The 17705-nt window shown below is 56.0% G+C and carries 18 protein-coding genes; 6 read left to right on the top strand and 12 right to left on the bottom strand.

Annotated elements, in window-relative coordinates:
* Nucleotides 1-10 precede the first annotated feature (10 nt).
* The gene (locus O4G22_RS02640) at nt 11-937 is read left to right on the top strand and encodes a polyphosphate kinase 2 family protein (RefSeq protein ID WP_306702092.1); all 927 of its coding nucleotides are present in this window, start codon (nt 11-13) and stop codon (nt 935-937) included.
* Nucleotides 938-1042: 105 nt separating this feature from the next.
* On the opposite strand, the gene O4G22_RS02635 is transcribed toward O4G22_RS02640, so the two are convergent.
* Complete coding sequence (locus tag O4G22_RS02635; RefSeq protein WP_179218484.1) at nt 1043-1486, bottom strand: hypothetical protein; 444 nt, start codon at nt 1484-1486, stop codon at nt 1043-1045.
* A 73-nt stretch (nt 1487-1559) separates the two neighbouring features.
* Between O4G22_RS02635 and O4G22_RS02630 the strand changes: the two genes are divergently transcribed.
* The 3 genes from O4G22_RS02630 to O4G22_RS02620 are packed head-to-tail and all read left to right on the top strand — an operon-like array spanning nt 1560 to nt 4221.
* Nucleotides 1560-2321: a hypothetical protein gene (locus O4G22_RS02630; RefSeq protein WP_094167854.1), complete on the top strand. Its 762-nt coding sequence runs from the start codon at nt 1560-1562 to the stop codon at nt 2319-2321.
* 36 nt (nt 2322-2357) lie between these two features.
* Complete coding sequence (locus tag O4G22_RS02625) at nt 2358-2933, top strand: RsmD family RNA methyltransferase (RefSeq protein WP_094136940.1); 576 nt, start codon at nt 2358-2360, stop codon at nt 2931-2933.
* 1 nt (nt 2934) lies between these two features.
* Nucleotides 2935-4221: a 3-deoxy-D-manno-octulosonic acid transferase gene (locus O4G22_RS02620; RefSeq protein ID WP_306702091.1), complete on the top strand. Its 1287-nt coding sequence runs from the start codon at nt 2935-2937 to the stop codon at nt 4219-4221.
* Here the strand turns inward: O4G22_RS02620 and O4G22_RS02615 are convergent.
* The 3 genes from O4G22_RS02615 to O4G22_RS02605 form a co-directional block, all read right to left on the bottom strand.
* The gene (locus O4G22_RS02615) at nt 4205-5176 is read right to left on the bottom strand and encodes a retropepsin-like aspartic protease (protein WP_306702090.1); all 972 of its coding nucleotides are present in this window, start codon (nt 5174-5176) and stop codon (nt 4205-4207) included. The genes O4G22_RS02620 and O4G22_RS02615 overlap by 17 nt on opposite strands.
* A gap of 54 nt (nt 5177-5230) precedes the next feature.
* Entirely contained in the window at nt 5231-6352 is a 1122-nt protein-coding gene (rsgA, locus tag O4G22_RS02610; RefSeq protein WP_094136995.1) for a ribosome small subunit-dependent GTPase A, read from the bottom strand.
* 81 nt (nt 6353-6433) lie between these two features.
* Nucleotides 6434-7108: a phosphopantothenoylcysteine decarboxylase gene (locus tag O4G22_RS02605; RefSeq protein WP_306702089.1), complete on the bottom strand. Its 675-nt coding sequence runs from the start codon at nt 7106-7108 to the stop codon at nt 6434-6436.
* Nucleotides 7109-7178: 70 nt separating this feature from the next.
* On the opposite strand from O4G22_RS02605, the gene O4G22_RS02600 reads away from it, so the two are divergent.
* Nucleotides 7179-8369: a cysteine desulfurase family protein gene (locus O4G22_RS02600; RefSeq protein ID WP_306702088.1), complete on the top strand. Its 1191-nt coding sequence runs from the start codon at nt 7179-7181 to the stop codon at nt 8367-8369.
* Between the two features lie 219 nt (nt 8370-8588).
* Nucleotides 8589-9032, top strand: coding sequence for a GNAT family N-acetyltransferase (locus tag O4G22_RS02595; RefSeq protein ID WP_306702087.1), 444 nt, complete (start codon nt 8589-8591; stop codon nt 9030-9032).
* A 59-nt stretch (nt 9033-9091) separates the two neighbouring features.
* Here the strand turns inward: O4G22_RS02595 and O4G22_RS02590 are convergent, their stop codons facing one another.
* The 8 genes from O4G22_RS02590 to O4G22_RS02555 form a co-directional block, all read right to left on the bottom strand.
* On the bottom strand, nt 9092-9841 hold the full coding sequence (locus O4G22_RS02590; RefSeq protein WP_012419521.1) for a DeoR/GlpR family DNA-binding transcription regulator: 750 nt from the start codon (nt 9839-9841) through the stop codon (nt 9092-9094).
* Nucleotides 9842-10055: 214 nt separating this feature from the next.
* Nucleotides 10056-11399 (bottom strand): PPK2 family polyphosphate kinase, encoded by a 1344-nt coding sequence (locus O4G22_RS02585; protein WP_094136946.1) that lies wholly within the window; start codon nt 11397-11399, stop codon nt 10056-10058.
* A gap of 18 nt (nt 11400-11417) precedes the next feature.
* Entirely contained in the window at nt 11418-14072 is a 2655-nt protein-coding gene (locus O4G22_RS02580; RefSeq protein WP_306702086.1) for a tetratricopeptide repeat protein, read from the bottom strand.
* 7 nt (nt 14073-14079) lie between these two features.
* Nucleotides 14080-15123 carry a M23 family metallopeptidase gene (locus tag O4G22_RS02575; protein WP_306702085.1) on the bottom strand — a complete coding sequence of 348 codons (1044 nt, stop codon included), beginning with the start codon at nt 15121-15123 and terminating at the stop codon, nt 14080-14082.
* 21 nt (nt 15124-15144) lie between these two features.
* Nucleotides 15145-15720: a hypothetical protein gene (locus O4G22_RS02570; RefSeq protein ID WP_094136949.1), complete on the bottom strand. Its 576-nt coding sequence runs from the start codon at nt 15718-15720 to the stop codon at nt 15145-15147.
* Between the two features lie 73 nt (nt 15721-15793).
* Nucleotides 15794-16333 (bottom strand): flavoprotein, encoded by a 540-nt coding sequence (locus O4G22_RS02565; protein WP_094136950.1) that lies wholly within the window; start codon nt 16331-16333, stop codon nt 15794-15796.
* Nucleotides 16334-16345: 12 nt separating this feature from the next.
* Nucleotides 16346-16714 carry a hypothetical protein gene (locus tag O4G22_RS02560; protein WP_012419515.1) on the bottom strand — a complete coding sequence of 123 codons (369 nt, stop codon included), beginning with the start codon at nt 16712-16714 and terminating at the stop codon, nt 16346-16348.
* 111 nt (nt 16715-16825) lie between these two features.
* Complete coding sequence (locus O4G22_RS02555; protein ID WP_297404976.1) at nt 16826-17701, bottom strand: PDZ domain-containing protein; 876 nt, start codon at nt 17699-17701, stop codon at nt 16826-16828.
* Between the last annotated feature and the right edge of the window lie 4 nt (nt 17702-17705).

Genomic DNA, 17705 nt, shown 5'->3' with positions numbered 1-17705 from the left:
CATTACAGGAATGATGGATATTTCTTCCCGCCTGGTCAAAAGATGCAGGAAATTTATTGAACCGTACCGGGTGACGGACGGCAGGGGATTCAAGTTGTCCCGCTATGACCCGGGCGATCTCGGCAAACTGGGCAAAGACAGCAAGAAAGAGGCCGTGGATAAGCTGGAAAAGGGCATCGAATTGCTGGCACAGCTTCAGGAAGTATTGTATGCCAGCGAGTCTTATGCTCTGCTGGTGGTGTTGCAGGCGATGGACAGCGCGGGGAAAGATGGCATTGTGAAGCATGTGATGGGAGGCGTCAATCCGCAGGGGTGCGTAGTCAGCAGCTTCAAGCAGCCTTCCACGCTGGAGCGGAGCCATGATTTCCTGTGGCGGTGTGTATCCCGTCTCCCCAGGCGGGGAATGATTGGCATTTTCAACCGCTCCTATTATGAAGAAGTTCTTAGCGTGCGCGTGCATCCGGAGTTTCTGGCCGGAGAGGGATTTAATCCCGCCCATGCCAAAAGTGCTTTCTGGGAGGAGAGGTTCAGGTCCATTAATAATCTGGAACGCCACCTGCTCGCCAACAAGACGAGCATTGTGAAAATATTCCTCAATCTTTCCCCGGAGGAACAGAGAAAGCGCCTTCTGGCGCGGCTGGATACTCCGGACAAGAACTGGAAGTTTTCAGAAGGAGATATCCACGAACGCGAATTCTGGGGCCAGTACCAGAAAGCGTATGAGGAGATGATACGCCATACTTCTTCCCGGGAGGCTCCATGGTATGTGGTGCCGGCGGACAACAAGTGGTATTCCCGGCTCGTCTGCTTGTGCGCCATTGTGGAGGCCCTGGCGGAAATGAGGCTGGAATACCCGAAGGTTTCCGGGGAATTGAAAGCGTTCTTTCCCAAATTCCGGGAGGAACTGGAACGCCCCCTGTCCGGGGGCGGGGATTAGGGTGACATTTGGAAACGCGGAGAGAAAAACGGCGCGCCAGCGGGAGATAGCCCTCCTTTTGGCTGCGCCGCCTTATTTCATTTCATGGAGCAGGTTCCGTTTTCGTCAGCGCCTACGTTCCCAGGATTGTACTTTTCCGTTGATAAAGAGCACGTAACCGGTGTTTACCGGAACGTAGGTGACATCATTGTAATAAGGGTAATAGGGACGGTAGAAGCCCGGTCCCCAGTAGGGGCCGCCCCAGTAAGGTCCGGCCCAGAAAGAGGGCGGCGGAGTGTAAACCGGCTGAAGGGAGGAATAAATCCAGCGCGTGGCGGATTTCCCGTTAAGGTTGCCTTCCGCTACGGCGGAGGGGTCCCCCCAGGCCAGGAAAACGGCCGGCGGAGACATCCCTTCCGCAATTTGCCCGGATTCCACCAGTGTTTTCTGGCTGGGCGGGAGGGAATTGAAAAGGGCCGGATTTTTCTGGATGCGTGATGCCGGGGTGGATACGCAGGAAGCAAGGCACAGAGCGGCGGACAGGGTAGTGAAAAGTAACTTCCAACTCATGATATGCATACGGATAACACTCACTTTGACTCTTGCCAAGGGTCTTTTGTTGAGTAAAATGTACGAACACGTTATGAAAGCGCTCCGCAATCTGGCTTTAACACTGATGGTCCCCGTTCTGGTTTCTTCCCTGTCCGCAGCGGAAAAGCCGGAAATAGTTGGCGAATATCTCCCGGTCGGCAAAATGGCGGAAGCCGCCGCCGTCAGCGTTGTGCTTGATGAAAGCCTGCAGCCGTTTATGGAAAAGATAGACGGCGTTTTCGCCTCCCTGCCCGACAAGGACAAGAAAGAGCTTGTCAGCCAGATTGTCCCCGGCCAGCCCGTCCCGTATGATGAACGCCTGGGCTGGACCAAGGACGAGTATGCCAAGTATCTGGAGTGCTGGAAGCTGAAGCAGGTGCAGGAAGTAGCGCCTGTGGCCCTGGGCATTTTCGCTTCGGGAGAACGGAATATATGGGATTTGGCTGCTGTGGCGCAGCAGGGGCCGCTGCCGATGAGCACGCTGAAGTATGATTCCAGCACCAAGTCGTGGATTTCTCCCAACGGAACCCTGTCCCTGAAAGGGGACGTGTCCTATGACGAACTGAATGTGTATGGCGCGTGGAGCGGCAAGGAATGGACGATGGAAAAGAAAACCATCCTTTCCACCCTGACGGAGACTATCATTGCGGGCAAGAGCAAGGACGGCAAATATGCCTATTTCGTTTACAACATGTCCGAAAAGAACCCGGACAATGTTGCCATTGCCAACCAGTCCATTGTTCTGCGCGTTCCCGTCACCCGCATCGCGGGGGATCCTTTGCTGGAGAAGGCCAAGGCCAAGGCCCGCCAGTAGGGATATGATGTTCCTTTCATTTCCGGTAAGACAACAATGCGTATTATCAGCGGAAAGGCCGGCGGCATAACCCTGTCTGTTCCCAAAGGGGAAGTGCGTCCCACGACAGACCGGGTCAGGGAGGCCGTTTTTTCCATCCTGAATCCGCTGATGGACGGGGCCGACGTGCTGGATTTGTTTACCGGGTCCGGCGCTTTCGGCCTGGAGGCTCTCAGCCGTGGGGCGGGAAACGCCCGCATGGTGGATTTTTCCCGTCTCTCCTGCGCGGCGGCCAAAGCCAATCTCGTCAAAACAGGTTTGGAAGGCGGAACCGTTATCCAGGGGGATGCCGTCCAGTTTGTAAAAAGGGACCTGCTGGCCGGCAGGAAGTACGATATTATTTTTGCAGATCCTCCTTATTGCAAGGGTCCGGCGGACCGCGACTTTATTGTTGAGCTGGCGGAGGCAGGAGTTGCCGGGCTGTTGAAGGACGGCGGCGTGTTTATTGCGGAAGTGCAGGAGGGCTGGGGTACCGGAAGGGAAGGCGCCGCGGAAATTGACGGCCTGAATCTGGTGGATACCCGCCGGTACGGGAAAAATATGCTGCTGTTCTACCAATTACCTGAGAAGTAAGATGAAAGCCTTCCTGTTTCCCTTCTGCTACAATATTCTGTATACCGTCGGATGGCTGGTGACGCTGCCTTCCTATCTGCTTAAGCAGAAGAGAAGAGGCGGATTCGGCACGGGGCTTCTGGAGCGTTTCGGGCTGTACCGGGTCTCCTATAACCGGGAACCGAAGGGGGTATTGTATGTGCATGCCGTAAGCGTGGGTGAAGTGGTGCTGGCTCTCAAGTTTCTCCGGGCGTGGCTCCGGGAACGCGGAGGTTCCGCCGTGCTGGCCACCAGTACGGCTACGGGGCATGATACGGCGGTGAATGCGCAGGTTCCCGGCGTGCGCGTGATTTATGCCCCTTTTGACCTTCTGGGCCTGCCGGGAAGGTGTTTTGACCGTTTTGAACCGGAAGCCATTGTTCTGGTGGAGGCCGAGTTGTGGCCGAACTTTGCCCGCGCCGCCAGGGTGCGCGGCATACCCATGGCGATGATTAATGCCCGCATGTCCGCCAGATCCGAGAGCCGTTACCGCGCTTTTAAATGGATTTCAAAGTATTATTTTTCCTTCCTTGACGCTATGGGCGTACAGGACAAGGGAGATGTCCGGAGGTTTGAATCCGTGGGCGTGCGTTCCTCCATCATCCATGTAACGGGAAGCATCAAATTTGACCAGCAAATGGCGGAGCGCAAGGAGGTTAATGCGGAGTTTGCCTCCATTCTGGACAAGCTGAAACGCGGCAAGCCTGTAGTGCTGGCCGCCAGCACGCATGACGGGGAGGAAGTTTTGATTGCGGAGGCGGCGCGCAAGGCGGGGGGCTTTCCCCTGATCGTGCCCAGGCATGCGGAACGCCGCCATGCCGTGGTGCGGGAACTGGAAGCCCAGGGCTGGCAGTGCGTGTTGCGGACTGATGGGGAAATTCCGGAAACCCTGAAGGACCATGTTTGTTACATCGCGGATACGACGGGGGAATTGAGGGACTGGACTGCGCTGGCGGATGTAGCCGTGATCGGCAAAAGCTTTTTGGCGGACGGTGGCCAGAATCCGGCTGAAGCCGTCGCCTGCGGCGTGCCCGTGCTGACGGGGCCTCATATGGAAAATTTCGATGGCCTGGTCCAGCTGCTTGAAGGCGTGGACGGAATCACCAGGTGTGGAGAAGACCGTCTGGCGGACGTGCTCAAGGAGATGCTGGACAATCCCCTGCTGGCTCATGCCCAGTCTTCCCGCGCCCAGGTGGCGCTGAAGGCCCATTTCGGCGCTACGGCCCGGACCATTCGCATGATCTGCATCATGCTCAAGATTCCCGTTTAATATCGGGAGTTTTTTGCCCCTGAGGCTCCGGCCTGGAATGGGGCGGGAGGGCGAAAACTTCCCCTTGCGGCGCATCAATGATGATGTCAAAATGCTGGAAGGTGTCTACGCCAATCTGGTATCGGCCCCCTGTTCCCGTTACGGCAAAGGAAAGGCCGTCCATTTGGAAGTCCGGTCCCATGCGGAGCGTGGAGGGGATACCCAGTTTCATGACAGTACAATCCCCGTTGTGTCCGTTAATGTCGGTCGCTTTGGTGGTGAGCTGATGGCCGTTCGGATCCACGGGCCACTGTTCCACCGGCGCCATGGAAAGAGAAGAGCCGGAGTCAAGGGCCAGGGGGAAAGCGTCTCCCCCACGGGAACAGCGGATGTAAAAAATTCCGGAAGGACCTCGTTCCACATCCAGCGGCTTCATGTATTGGACGGGGAAGCGGGAGCGTTCCAGAAACTGCAGAGAAGCGTTCCTGACGGACAGCAGGAATGGGGAGAACCCCAGGTAGTTGATGCCCAGAATGCCGTCCACTTTCACCTGCATATCCTTTTGAAGGGGAGTAAGATCCAGGGCAAGGCCGAAGAAATTTTTAATATGAAGCCCTCCCATGGAGAAAGACCGCATGGCAAATAGCCGGGGGGCGGCACGGACGTTGGAACCAGGGGCGATTTGAACGTCTTCAAGAGGCAGGCCGGGAAAATTCTTCTTGATGAATTTGATGTCAAATGTGGTGTGGGAAGCCGCCGTGTCCACAATAAGATTGCATGGGACTCCATTGACAGCGCATTGCGCTACAAGAAGCTTGCTGCGGGAATCCTTCTCCAGCTTTACGGGGTTCAGGTCAGTAATGGACACGACAGGGCCGCCTGCGGCGGGAACCGCCTGTTCTTCTGCGGATAAGGGAAGCGTCCCTAACGCCAGAAGAGCCAGGGAAGTGCGGATGAAGCTGCATGAGGATAGCATTTTTTCACCATTAAGCGTGTTTTTGCAGTTTGACAAGCCAATTCTGAAGGAGCATCAGTCATGGCTGCGGTGGTTGGGTTTGTGGCGGCGTTCCAGTTCCACGCGGTCTTCGTAGTTCCGGGCCTGCACTTTCCGGTCTCTTTTTCCGGCCCGTTCCACGTTCATTTGCCTTTTTTTCTGGCGTTTTGCAAGCCGGGCGATTTCATTTTCCAAATTCAGGAAGTTCAAGTACCGCTCCTTGTCCAGCCTCCCTTCGTCCACGGCCTTCCTGATGGCGCAGCCGGAATCTTTACCGTGGCTGCAATCCGCGAATTTGCATTCATGAGCCAGCTCCGTCAAATCCGCAAAGCTTTCACGGAGAGTATGTTCATCAGTCCACATCTGTATTTCCCGGATGCCGGGATTATCAATCAGCAAACCGCCATGCCTGAGGAGCACCAATTCCCGCGCCACTGTCGTATGGCGCCCTTTGCCGGTTACTTCATTGACTTCTCCCGTCCAGAGCCATTCATCCCCCAGCAGGGTATTGACCAGTGTGGACTTCCCAACGCCTGAGGACCCGACGATGCAGATGGTTTTTCCCTTGGAGAGGCATTTGCGGAATTCCCTGATTCCCCTGTTGTGCAGGGCGCTGATGCTGATCATGGCGCATTCCGGGGAAAGCTCCCGCAGGATTTGCATGGCTGTTGCCACTTCCTCCCTGGAAAAAAGATCCGTTTTGTTAAGCAGGATGAGGGGGGAGGCTCCGCTGCGGCGGATGAGCGTGAAGTAGCGCTCCATGCGCCTGGGGTTGAAGTCCGTTCCCGGCTCCGTCACCACGGCCACGATATCCACATTGGTTCCCAATACCTGTTCCGCGCTACTTTTCCCTGGGGCTTTGCGGGAAAAACAGGTCTGGCGCGGGAGAATGGAGCGTATGACGGCCTCGTCTCCCGTTTCCCCCGGATCGATCGCCACCCAGTCTCCAACGGCGGGCAGTTCCGCATCCGTGGCCGCGTCATGCCAGAGTTTGCCGCTGATGACGGCATCTATATCTTCCCCCCCTTCCAGAAGAGCAGTGAAGTTGATTTTCGTTTCCCGGATGAGGCGCCCCGGCACCCAGCCTGGTTTGGCAACGGCGTCGAAAGCGCGTTGAAAGTGGTCGTTCCAGCCTAAATCCTGAAGAGTGACGGGCATGAAAATGGAAAATGTAGTTTTGGGAAAGGCCGCCGGCATTTATATGCCAGCATGGAATCGTGGGGCAAACCTTCTTCCGGTTCAAGCGTGGAACGGGTCTGCCGGCCGGCATGACGGAGCTTTCCCCTGTGCGAGACGGCATGCGCGCTCGATGATTTGGATGGCAATTTGTGTTTTAGGCGCTTTTTCCAGAAGCTCCGTCCGGTCCGGATAAACGAGCAGCACTTCATTTTCAGAGGAGTTGAAACCAATGTCGCTGCGGGAAACGTCGTTGGCCACAATCATGTCGCACCGCTTGCGTTCCAGTTTGCCGCGCGCGTAATTTTCCACGTCATGAGTTTCCGCCGCGAAGCCTACCAGAATGCCTCTGAAGCCGAATTCCGCGCGCATGGAGCCCAAAATATCCGCAGTACGTTCCAGTTCCAAAATCATGCGTTCCCCCGTTTTCTTGATTTTGCGGTCCGGAACGGAGACGGGGCGGTAATCCGCCACGGCGGCGCTGAGGATGGCTGCGTCTGCGTAGGGGGCCTGGTTTTTGACGGCGTCATACATTTCCTGGGCACATTCCACCGGCAGGAAGTCCACTCCGTGCGGAATGTCCAGGGACGTGGGGCCGGAGATGAGAAGGACGCTGTGGCCTTCGTGAACAGCCGCTTCCGCCAGGCAATACCCCATTTTCCCGGAGGAGTGGTTGGTGAGGTATCTGACGGGGTCAATAGCTTCCCTGGTGGGGCCTGCCGTGATGAGAAAACGCATGGAAGGCATTATGCGGAATCACGGGTAAAAGTGAAGAGTGATCTTGTGCAGCCGCGCATTATGTTCCGGCTTGACTCCTTCCCGCGATTGGGGGAGTTATGAAGGCGTGATTTATTGGGATAATAACGCCACCACACCGCTGGCCCCGGAGGTTTACGAGGCCATGGAGCCGTTTTTAAAAGAACGGTTTTTCAACCCGTCCGCCGGTTACGGCTGTGCCAGGCGCGTGCGCGAGGCCGTGGATGAGGCCCGTGAGGCCGTTGCCGCCCTGTTGGGCGCATTTCCTTCGGAAATTATATTTACTTCCGGCGGAACGGAGGCGTCCAATATGGCTTTCCGCCAGATGGCCGGGGTGCGGGAGGGTGGGATAGGCGTTTTGTCCACGGACCATGACGCCTCCCTGAAAACTGCCCTGGCCCTGGGCTGCGGCCGTGTCTGCCCCGTGGACGGGGAAGGGAGAGCGATTCCGGAAAAATGGGAGTCCATGTGCGCGGGGGGAGTATCCGGCGTTTCTTTTGCCTGGGCCAATAATGAGACAGGCGCATTGCAGGATGCGGCGGTTTTGTGTTCCTCCGCCGGGAAGCACGGAGTTCCCGTGCATTTGGATGTGGTTCAGTGCGCCGGGAAAATTCCCGTGGATTTACACGGAATGGAAGTGGATTATGCTTCCGTATCCGCACACAAATTTCATGGCCCCAAGGGGATTGGATGTCTGTACAGGAGAGCGGGGGCTCCTTTTTCCCCTTTGCTGTTCGGCGGAGGACAGGAGTACGGGCTGAGGTCCGGCACGGAGAATGTTCCGGGAATCATTGGTTTTGGTGCGGCGGCGCGGGCGGCATTGAGGCACTTGGAGGAAGACGCCGGACGGCTGTCCCGGATGCGGGATTCTTTTGAGGCTCTCCTGAGGGCACAGGTGGGGGACGTGACGGTGCATTCCGGAGGAACGGAACGTATTCCTAATACTTCCAATCTGGCGTTTGACGGGTGTACGGCGGAAGCGCTGATGCTGTTGCTGGAACCTGCCGGCCTGCTGTGTTCGGCAGGTTCGGCCTGCCACACGCTGCAGCCTGTGCCTTCCCATGTGCTGACGGCTATGGGATTATCTGATGAGGCGGTACGTTCCTCCCTGCGTTTTTCCCTGTCTTTCATGACGACGCAGGAGGAGGTGGAACAGGCGGCGGCCCTGGTGGGAGCCGCCGTTCGGAAGGTGCGCGGCGTCCAGTCTTCGCGTACCGGACCGGTGCTTGTGTACAGGCCGTAGTGGAGGGGGGGGAAGGTTGGGGCGCTCGTTCAGAAAGCCGTATTATATAATTTGAGGGCTGGCGGTGTGTTGAAGGAAGAGGATGGAAGAGAAGCCGGCCGGCATGGCCTTTCCTTTCATTTTTACCGGAAGGCGGGCCTTTCTTTCTTGAGTTCCATACATCCGCCATGCTAATCTGTACAGACTACAGGAAGGTTTCCGAATACCTGTTATTGATGTATGAAGATAGAACATTACCAGAATAGGGATGAAACGGAGGTTTTGAATATTTGGCTGAAAGCGTCCGAACAGGCCCATTCTTTTGCGGGCGTGGGGTTCTGGTGCGGTCTGGTGGAAGATATGAGGCAGGTGTACCTGCCCAAGGCGCGTACATGGGTGTGCAGGGACGGTGGTCGCGTTGTCGGGTTTGCCTGCCTGGTGGGGGAAGGGGAACTGGCCGCCCTGTTCGTGGCGCCGGAACGCCAGTGTGAAGGAATAGGTACAGCGCTGCTGGACTGGGTAAAGGAACACAGCAAGGGAATGCTGACGGTGGGAGTTTATGAAGAGAATGCCCGCGCCCGCGCATTCTATCGGCGGGGCGGGTTTGAAGAAATCGGCTCCAGGGAGGATGAGTTGACGGGAAGCCGGGAGTACCGGATGGAATGGAAAAGAGAGAGTATGTGATTATCATAAAAAAGGCGGAAGTTCCGATGAACTTCCGCCTCCTGTAAAGCAGACAGCCGTCAGGCGAGTTCCACCTTGACGCCGCTCTTTTCAATCTGGTCGGCCATTTCCGGAGAAAGGGCCTCATCAGTGATGAGCATGGAAACCTGGGAGGGCGCAACGGTATAGAATGCCGGGTTGTTAGCCACGCTGGTGGAAGGCATGGCGATGATCACCTTGGCATCCGCGGGGATGACGCTCTTGATGAATTCGGATTGCAGCATGTTCTTGTATCCGGCGCCATGCTTGGGGGAGTAGCAGTCCGGCGTCAGCACAACCATGTCAATGCTCAGGGAGCCGGCGGCCTTGGCGGCGTCCTGTCCTACATAGACCAGGGCTTCGCGGTCAAAGTGTCCGCCCGTGCAATAGAAGCTCAGGTTCGGAATGCCTTCAAGCCGGGTCAGCAACGTGGGGTTGTTGGAAACCACGTGCGTATCCTTGGAATTGATGTGGTTGCATATTTGATAGCCCATGGTGCTGCTGTCAATGAACATAACCACGGAAGCGGGAATATTCTGAACAGTTTTTTTGGCAATCCTGATAGACACATCGTCTTGAGTGACAATGTCTTCATGAAGGGATTTGTGAGTAAGCGCCAGAGCACCGCCGTGGACGCGCTTGAGGAAGCCGCGTTTTTCAAGGTTAATCAAATCATTGCGGACCGTTTCATCCGTGACCTTCATCTGTTTGGCCAGAGCGATGGTCCTTGCAGCTCCATGTTCGGCCAGCGTTTTCAGAATGAACTCCTTTCGTTGGGATGCTAAATACATTTGATTTTGTTTTTCTATGTAGAATGTTTACACGTTCTGGGCGTTAAGTTGTTTTCTACAATTTTTCACTAGAACAGTCAAGCGTTAGAAATTCTAAGTTTTGATTGTTATTGTGAATAATGCAGATTTTATAATAGTGGGACAACTGAATACCGAGAAATGTACAAAAATAATTTCAAGATGCACAAATTTGTTATCGTTATGACAGATTTTATCAATCTGGAATGACGATGGAGGCAGGATCAAAGTTGGGAGTGGGGAGCGAAAGCTGGAGATGGCGCAGTTTTTCTACCATCAGGCGGGCGACAACCAGGTTTCTATACCATTTCCGGTCTGCCGGGATAATGTACCAGGGCGCTTCCGGAGTAGATGTTTTTTCAATGAGATCCTGGTAAGCTGTCTGGAATTCGTCCCAACGATTCCGGTCATCCAGGTCATCCATGCAGAATTTCCAAAGTTTGTCCGGATCCTGAAGCCTGGATTCCAGCCGTTTTTTCTGTTCCGCCTTGGAGATATTCAGGAATAGCTTGATGATGACGGTGCCTTCTTCCGCAAGCATGGATTCAAAATCGAGGACGTGCTTGTAGCGGCGTTTCCAGACCGGATCCGGGAAGATTTTTTTCACGCGGACGGCAATGATATCTTCATAATGGGAACGGTTGAAGATGGCGATTTGCCCTTTGGCGGGCACTTCCTTGTGTACGCGCCACAGGAAATCGTGGTCCAGTTCCTCAGTAGTAGGTTTTTTGAAGGGGACTACGTGCAGCCCCTGCGGATCCACCCGGGAAAAGACATGCTTGACGCAGCCGTCCTTGCCCCCTGCGTCCATGGCCTGAAGAATGACCAGAATTTTGTGCTTGTGCTGGGCAAAAAGTTTTTTCTGCAGTTCCTGCAGTTCTTCCCTCAGTTTGTCGAATTCAATCAGGGATTCTTCCTTGGTTCCGGAGAAGAGAGATTTATCGTCCGGAGAATAATCCTTTAAACGCAGTTTTTTGCCGGGAGGCACCAGGTAACGGTTCATTGTACGCGGAGTTAGTGTTGAAGATGAGGGTGAGGAGGGTGAAGATGTTTTCACGGCGGCATGTTTGGAAGGAAAGCCGGGCCCGAAGAATTGCTGAAGGGCGTTTTTAATGACTTTCCTTTTGAATTTGGGAAACATTTCCAGTTTGAGATCTTGGAGGGGAATCCATTTCGTTTTTGAAAATTCGGGGCTGCGGTGCAAGTCCGTTTTAGGGCGTCTGGTTTTGCAGCGCACAAGGAAGTAGGTTTGTTCCTGGCCTATCCAGCGCGTAACTTTACGGTTGCCGGAAGGGTATTTGTAGCGCAGGCCGGGCAGACGGTTGACAATGGTGTATTCCGTGGGGCGCAGCCCCACTTCCTCCCATACTTCCCGCGCAAGAGTCCGTTCAATGCTTTCGCCTTTAATGACGCCTCCCTGCGGGAAATGCCAGTACGGGTTGCGGCCGCTGTCCTTGCCCAGCAATACGCAGCCTTCAGCGTCCATAATGATGGCCGCTGCATTGAGTCTCCAGTTTTTTGCTGTGGGATGGGTATCCATGGCGGGAGGGAAGGCTGCTTAATCTGCGGTTTGATCCGGTGCCGCCGGCTTTTCGTTTTCCAGAGCGGGAGCTTCCTGTTCATCCTGCCAGATGAAGTGTTCCAGCTGGATGCGGCGCGCATAGGCCGCTGCTTCCCTGGCTCTGGGGCCGGAAGTCTGCGCCAGTTTTTTTGCCAGCGCCAGGGCTCCGTCCCAGTCCTGAAGCTGGCCCAGCAGGCGGATGGAGGCAAAACCGGCATTGTAGAACCAGTGCCAGTCCCTGCGTTTGTTGGAGGAACTTCCGCTGGGCGTATGGGCCAGAATGGAGGCATAGTCGTCCAGCGCCTTTTTTTGTTCGTTCATTCGTTCGTAGAACTGGGCCCGCTGGGTCAGGGCCTTGAATTTCCAGGCCAGTCCCAGGTTGGGCGTATTCAGGATTTCCGTACAGAGGTTGATAGCCTTGCGCAGCGTGTCCGAATGGGTGTCTTCCTTTGTCACCCAGGCATCCGCCTGGATGGAGAGGGCCAGCAGGCGCATGTAGCGCGGCAATGGGGTGGAAAGCAGGTTTTCCAGGGCGGAGATGCATTGATCCGCTTTTCCCATGCGCAGGAGAATGGAGGCTTCTTCTATTCTGGCAGGCTGGGCAAAGGGGGTGTCCTCCGCGCCCAGGGTTTTGAAGATGTTCAGGGCGGCGTTCAGCGTGCTGCCGGCATTACTTTGCTGGGCGGCTTTTCCTGCCAGGAAGAGGGCTGCCGCCTGAAGAGGGCTGTCAGGGTATTTGGAGGGAAAGGGCTGGAGAACAAGCTGCGCTTCATGGAAGTCTCCGTTTTTGTACAGAAGTTCTCCCAGTTTGAGATAAAGCATATCCGCCTGTTTGCCTTCCGCATCCAGGGCAATGGCCTTCCGGCAGGCCTGGATGGCGCTGGGCCATTCCTGCCGGCTCTCCGCTTCCAGAATATTTAGCCGTGCCAGCTGCATGGTCTGTTCCGGGGACAACTGCTCTTTTTCCAACAGGGGGATGATAGTCTGCACGGTTTTCAGATCCGGAGGGTTGAGATTCAGGGCTACTTCCGCCTGGTCCAGCCGCGCCTGGGTTTTCAGAGCCGGATTCTCCGCCAGAGCGATGAAATTTGCCAGCAATTCCGCAGCCTGAGGGTCCATTCTTTTAGCGGCGTAATGGGCCTGTTCAAAGAGGATGTTTTCCCGGAGCCGGGAAGAGCCTGCGGCTTCCTTGATGAGCGCGGCGGCTCCGGCGGAGTCATTGGCGTTCAAGGCGGCCAGGTTTTCATTGAACAGGGCGTTTTCCGCCGTTGTTTCCGAAGCTCGGCGGGCCGCTTCCCGGAAAAGGTTCTGCGCCAGGGAGTAGTCTTTTTTGAGGAAAGCCAGGGCGCCCTGTTGAAAGACGAGGTCAGGGGACGAACCGGGATATTTGGAAATAAGACGTTCCGCCTCCTTCAGGCGGTTTTTATCCAGCAGAACAGTAATGGTATTCAGGGAAAGAATTTGAACGGGAAGACTCTGGGGATATTTGGAGAGCCCTTCTTCCGCCATGTTGACGGCGCCCGGCAGGTCATCTTTTTCCAGAAGAAGTTTTCCCATGGCATACATGGCCGCCGGCTGGCGGGAGACATCCCTGGCCTTTACCCAGCCGTTGAGTTTTTCCAGAGCCTGGGGATTGGTGCGGAAGATGTCTTCATCCAGCAGAATGTTGAAGGCATCCATCAGAAGGGCGGATTCCGATTTGCCGCCAATGAACGCCAGCAGGCGTTCTTCCGCCGTTCCGGCGGTGTGCGGAGCTTCCTCTTCCTGAAGCTGGGAACGCGTTTCCTCTTCCGCCTGCTCCGGATTGCTTTTCTCCCGGGCTATTTCCGCCTTGGCGAGAGCCAGACGGCCCAGATCACGTATTTTTTCCGGATAGGACTTGTTGTCCATAACGGCGGCGAAGGTTTTTATGGCCTGGTCCAGATTCCCCTGTTTGCCGGCCAGCTTTCCTTCTATGAGTTCGGCGTATGAACGCATGAGCTGGTTGCTGTCCGTCCCGGCTTCCGTTTTGAGCTGTTCAAGGATAGCGGCGGAGTCCTGGTAGCGTTCCTGATTCACCAGTACATCCGCCAGAAGAAGGCGCGCGGGGCGGGAAACGGCGGGAGATTCCGCCTGACCCAGCCTGCTGAGGGTTTCCGATAAAAGTTGCCGGTCCTGAAGCTGGCGCGCAAGCCGGGCTTTCAATTGGAACCCGTAGAGGGAAAGCGGATCTGTTTCCGGGATGGCGGTAAGTTTTTCCAGGGCTTTAGTAAAGGAGCCCTTATTGAAGAGGCCCACCGCCGTCCAGTAGGATTTCATGGGAGAGTCCGGTAGCTGCTCCCAGGCATTCAGACCTTCTTCCGTTTTTTTGGCGCGGATCAGGGCTTCCGCCAGAAAAGGGCGGATGATGGCTTTTTGTGGTTCCGCCAGGTTTCTGGAAGACAGGCATTCCTGGAAATGTTTGCTGGCTTCCAGGGGAAGGCGGTTTTCCAGGGCTTTCAGCCCCTGCTGGTATTTTTTGTTTTTCAGGAGATCCTGCCTGTCCTGCGGGAGGGTTTCTCCCGCAGGGAGGGAGGCAGTTGCAGGGGAAGCGCCGCCCAGGGAAAGCAGGGCCGCCGCGCAGGACGTGAGAACGGCATGGGGAACATGGAGTCTGGAGAAGGTTTGCATCATCGTAGGATTATGATTCAGGCCCCATGAAGATGAGCCGGATGTAGCGTTTGCCGGCGGCGGTAAGCTTAGGGGTCTTGCTGGAGCCGGAAACGCGGTTGCAGGTCCTGTACAGTTGGGAAAAAGGATGCGGAACGGCCCGGATGACGACGGGGGCCGCGCACGGCTGGCTGGAAGGAGTCACGGAAACGGGAACCCCTTCCCCCGTAAAACTGATTTCCCAGGATTTTGGGTTGGCGGGGCCCGGCTTCAGCAGGAAGGGGTAGCGTTTGACAAGGCTGGGCGGCTCGCCGGAAGAGGGAGCCCGCACGACGTATTGGACCGGCAGGGAGGAGATATGGCGCGAGAGGGAGAATTCCGCCCCGTCCCTGCATTGCAGGAGGACCGGCGCCGGGTCAAAACCGGCCAGATTGAGTCCGTTATAGGAGCCGTGGCGGTTGGGAGCGCTCAGTTTCAGACTGGAATACCAGTTTTCAAAGTCATCCTGCAGTTTGAGGCAGAGTTCCAGATGCACATGGGCACGCGTTTTGTTCAAACCCGCCCCGGAGTATCCCAGTTTTCCAATGACATTTCCGGTGCCCACACGGTCGCCTTTCTTGCAGGAGACGGAGGCCAGATGGGCGTACAGGCTGTAAAGCGGCCCGTCCTTCAGTTGATGTTCAATAACCACGTAGCGGCCGTAATTGCTGTGGGCGGGGTTGGCGGAGGCATGGACTACCGTGCCTCCGGCTACGGGGTGCACGTCGTCCAGAGGCGTGCCGGAAGCATCCCTCCTGAGAGGTTTAATATCGATGCCCTCATGAAATTTGACGGCTACGGGGCCTGCCTGGGTCCTGACGAGGGTCCGTGTAAAACCGTAGGCTCCTGCTTCCCACGGCTGGGATTTCTCCCCCTCAAAGTTGCGGTCTACATACATGTAAAAATCCTGCGGGCGGTTGTCCAGCAGGGCCGTATTTTCCGTGGGGAAACGCACTACAATATCCGCCATCAGGAGTGGCATGCCCCAAAGGAACAGGAAGATGCCGGTCAGGAGTGGAAAGGAGTTGCCGTGCATGCTGATATGAAGGGTGCTGGCTCAGATCCGCCCCCGGCGGGTGCTGACCACGGTACGGTCCTTGTGTTCTTCAGGGTCTTTGGCTTCCTTCTTCTCCTGAACAGGGTCCTTGGTGGGAAGAAGGGGCTTGGTAACGGCGGCCAGTTTGTTGACGGGTTCTTCCCTTTTAGGGTCCGCCGGAGGAATGAATTCAGCCATGGCGGCAAGATCCGCCGGGGAGAAACCTCCCATAATCGCCAGTTTTCCAGAGGTGACAGGTTTGCTGTAAAGGCGCAGGGGCTGCATGGCGTGGCCGTTGACGATGGGCAGTATTTGCCTGCCCAGGTTGGCGGCTGTTATTCCTTCCACCCGGCTGTCCAGGCCTTTCCGGACGTTGACGACGATGCCGTAGGTGTTGTCCGGTGCAGGGAAGGAATAATAGGATTCAATGTCTTTATGGGAAATAAAGGGGGCTTTGCTATAGTAATGTCCGTCCCTTTCAAAGGCGAATTTTCTGCTGTCCGTCGCTCCCGTCTCCATATGAAAGCTGATGGGATATTTATCCGGACCGCAGGAGCAGAGCATGAGGGAACCGAAGAGGAGCAGGAGCATTTTCATATGCGTCCATGATAGAAGATTTAGTTCTCCGGGGGCAAACCAATAAACAGGCATGGAGCGATTTTTGCCATCCTTACGGCAAAAGGGAGAGCGTTTTTTGAACAATCCTGTCCACCGGCATGAGTTTTCCCGCGCCTTCCGCTCCGCAGGCCAGAATTCCGGATTCGCTGGGGCCAAAGATGTGGTGGTCTTTCCTCTGCTGCAGGACGGCCGCGTTTTGCTGCGTAGCCGCGTGTTCCCACATGTGGACATTCATAGCCGGGCAAATGAGCACCGGAGCCTGGCAGGCCAGGTAGAGGGAGCTGAGCATGTCCGGGGCAAGGCCGTGGGCGAAATTGGCCATGGCGTTTGCCGTGGCAGGAGCTATAAGCAGAAGATCTGCCCTCTGGGCCAGCTGGATGTGCGGGGGGACCCAGTCCTCCTTTTCATCCTCAAAGGAGGAGAAGACCGGGTTGCGGGAAATCGTGTGCAGGGTGAGGGGGGTGACGAATTCAAGGGCCTTGGCTGTGCAGACGCAGTGCACTTCATGGCCGTGTTTGACCAGAGCGGAAGCGATGTCTGCCGCCTTATATGCGGCAATGGAGCCGGTAACGCCCAGAACGATGCAGGCCATGAATGGGAAAAGTCAGGCTTTGGAGGCGTTTTTGCCTTCGTCGATGAGTTTCCAGAAGTGCTTGGACTGGCTCAGGATTTCATCTTCGCCGGCAGTCGGGGAAATATTGGTGCGAAACAGGAAATCGTTCAGGCTGTTGGCGTGCAGGACGCGGTGGACGATCACTTTGCCTTCAATGACTTCAAAGTAGATACGGTAATCTTTGGCGACGTAACGGTAAAGAATTTTGCCATCCTTTTCCATTTTGCCGAAACGGGCGTCATCCAGGGTTTGGAGGGTGGATTCCGAGACTTGAAAGTCTCCGAGCAGATCCAGCTGTTCCAGAGTGGGGATGCTGGATACTTCCGCAGCGCTGATTTTATTGAAGACGATTTGAAGCACGCCCTTTTTTAAGTGCGCCAGCGGGCGAGTTCAAGCCTGAAAGAGGGTTCAGGACGATTTTGAGCGGGAGCCGTCCGGAGACCCGGCATTTATTTGGCGGCCGGGTTTGGATTAACGGGAATCCTGCGTAGGGATGATTCCTTTGCTTTTGACCACCTGGGTGCCGCGGATGACTTCGATAGACAGAGGTTTGTCTCCCGTAAGGTAATAAGTGGCGTCCAACATGTCCCCGTAGTTGCGGATAGGCGTGTCGTTGATGTTGATGAGGATGTCCCCGGTCTGGATTCCTCCCCGCGCAAGAGGCCCCCCGTTGATAAGGCCCTCAATGACGGGGGTGGAAGAGTTGATGTCCAGCAGGCAGCCCAGGCGCACTCTTTTGGCTTCCGGATGGGCCGCCAGGAATGAGATGGCCCGGGCAGGCAGCAGATGGCAAGTTCCCTTGCGGGAAACTCCCAGCACAATGCCTACCAGACGGTTTTCCGAGTCGTAGCATGGCTGGCCGATGGACGGGATGGCCAGTTTGGGGAACTGGGCGCGGATAAGTCGCAGGGGGAAACTGGTGTCCCCAATGGAATGTTCCATGCCCACGTAAATTCCCTGCGTGGTCTCATTCTTGCTGCTGGCAAAGGACAGTTTGTCGCCGCGTTTAAGGATACAGGACGGGGTAAGGGGCGCCTGCCCGTCATATATGCGGGCAGGGTCCACCTTGAAGATGGTCAGGCCTGTGAGTTTTTCCTGAGCCCAGACCTGAAGGGGCGGGGCGTTTCTGTCCCCGAGGCGGTAGGTCGTGTCTGCGTTTTTTAAAACCCGGTAGGGAATCAGGGAGGCCAGCATGTCCTTGCCGACCTGCGCCGCCATGGTTGTGTACGGCGCTCCTCCCCCCTGGGGGGGAATGGCTTCTATCTTAAAGGGAACAGGCACGGCCGCTGCCTGGTAAATCAGACCAGCAACGGCCATGCCCGTCAATATAGGAGCCAGGTTCATCATGGAT

It is taken from the genome of Akkermansia muciniphila (genome assembly GCF_030848305.1).
In the GTDB taxonomy this organism is placed as follows: Bacteria; Verrucomicrobiota; Verrucomicrobiia; order Verrucomicrobiales; family Akkermansiaceae; genus Akkermansia; species Akkermansia muciniphila_A.
Note: the sequence above shows the minus strand (reverse complement) of the source record. Positions and strands in the feature narration are given on the sequence as shown.

Excerpts from the sequence above, each read along its gene's own strand:
- O4G22_RS02640 (WP_306702092.1), top strand. The coding sequence starts at position 11 with ATGATGGATATTTCTTCCCGCCTGGTCAAAAGATGCAGGAAATTTATT.
- O4G22_RS02635 (WP_179218484.1), bottom strand. The coding sequence starts at position 1,486 with ATGAGTTGGAAGTTACTTTTCACTACCCTGTCCGCCGCTCTGTGCCTT.
- O4G22_RS02630 (WP_094167854.1), top strand. The coding sequence starts at position 1,560 with ATGAAAGCGCTCCGCAATCTGGCTTTAACACTGATGGTCCCCGTTCTG.
- O4G22_RS02625 (WP_094136940.1), top strand. The coding sequence starts at position 2,358 with ATGCGTATTATCAGCGGAAAGGCCGGCGGCATAACCCTGTCTGTTCCC.
- O4G22_RS02620 (WP_306702091.1), top strand. The coding sequence starts at position 2,935 with ATGAAAGCCTTCCTGTTTCCCTTCTGCTACAATATTCTGTATACCGTC.
- O4G22_RS02615 (WP_306702090.1), bottom strand. The coding sequence starts at position 5,176 with ATGCTATCCTCATGCAGCTTCATCCGCACTTCCCTGGCTCTTCTGGCG.
- rsgA (WP_094136995.1), bottom strand. The coding sequence starts at position 6,352 with ATGCCCGTCACTCTTCAGGATTTAGGCTGGAACGACCACTTTCAACGC.
- O4G22_RS02605 (WP_306702089.1), bottom strand. The coding sequence starts at position 7,108 with ATGCGTTTTCTCATCACGGCAGGCCCCACCAGGGAAGCTATTGACCCC.
- O4G22_RS02595 (WP_306702087.1), top strand. The coding sequence starts at position 8,589 with ATGAAGATAGAACATTACCAGAATAGGGATGAAACGGAGGTTTTGAAT.
- O4G22_RS02590 (WP_012419521.1), bottom strand. The coding sequence starts at position 9,841 with ATGTATTTAGCATCCCAACGAAAGGAGTTCATTCTGAAAACGCTGGCC.
- O4G22_RS02585 (WP_094136946.1), bottom strand. The coding sequence starts at position 11,399 with ATGGATACCCATCCCACAGCAAAAAACTGGAGACTCAATGCAGCGGCC.
- O4G22_RS02580 (WP_306702086.1), bottom strand. The coding sequence starts at position 14,072 with ATGATGCAAACCTTCTCCAGACTCCATGTTCCCCATGCCGTTCTCACG.
- O4G22_RS02575 (WP_306702085.1), bottom strand. The coding sequence starts at position 15,123 with ATGCACGGCAACTCCTTTCCACTCCTGACCGGCATCTTCCTGTTCCTT.
- O4G22_RS02570 (WP_094136949.1), bottom strand. The coding sequence starts at position 15,720 with ATGAAAATGCTCCTGCTCCTCTTCGGTTCCCTCATGCTCTGCTCCTGC.
- O4G22_RS02565 (WP_094136950.1), bottom strand. The coding sequence starts at position 16,333 with ATGGCCTGCATCGTTCTGGGCGTTACCGGCTCCATTGCCGCATATAAG.
- O4G22_RS02555 (WP_297404976.1), bottom strand. The coding sequence starts at position 17,701 with ATGATGAACCTGGCTCCTATATTGACGGGCATGGCCGTTGCTGGTCTG.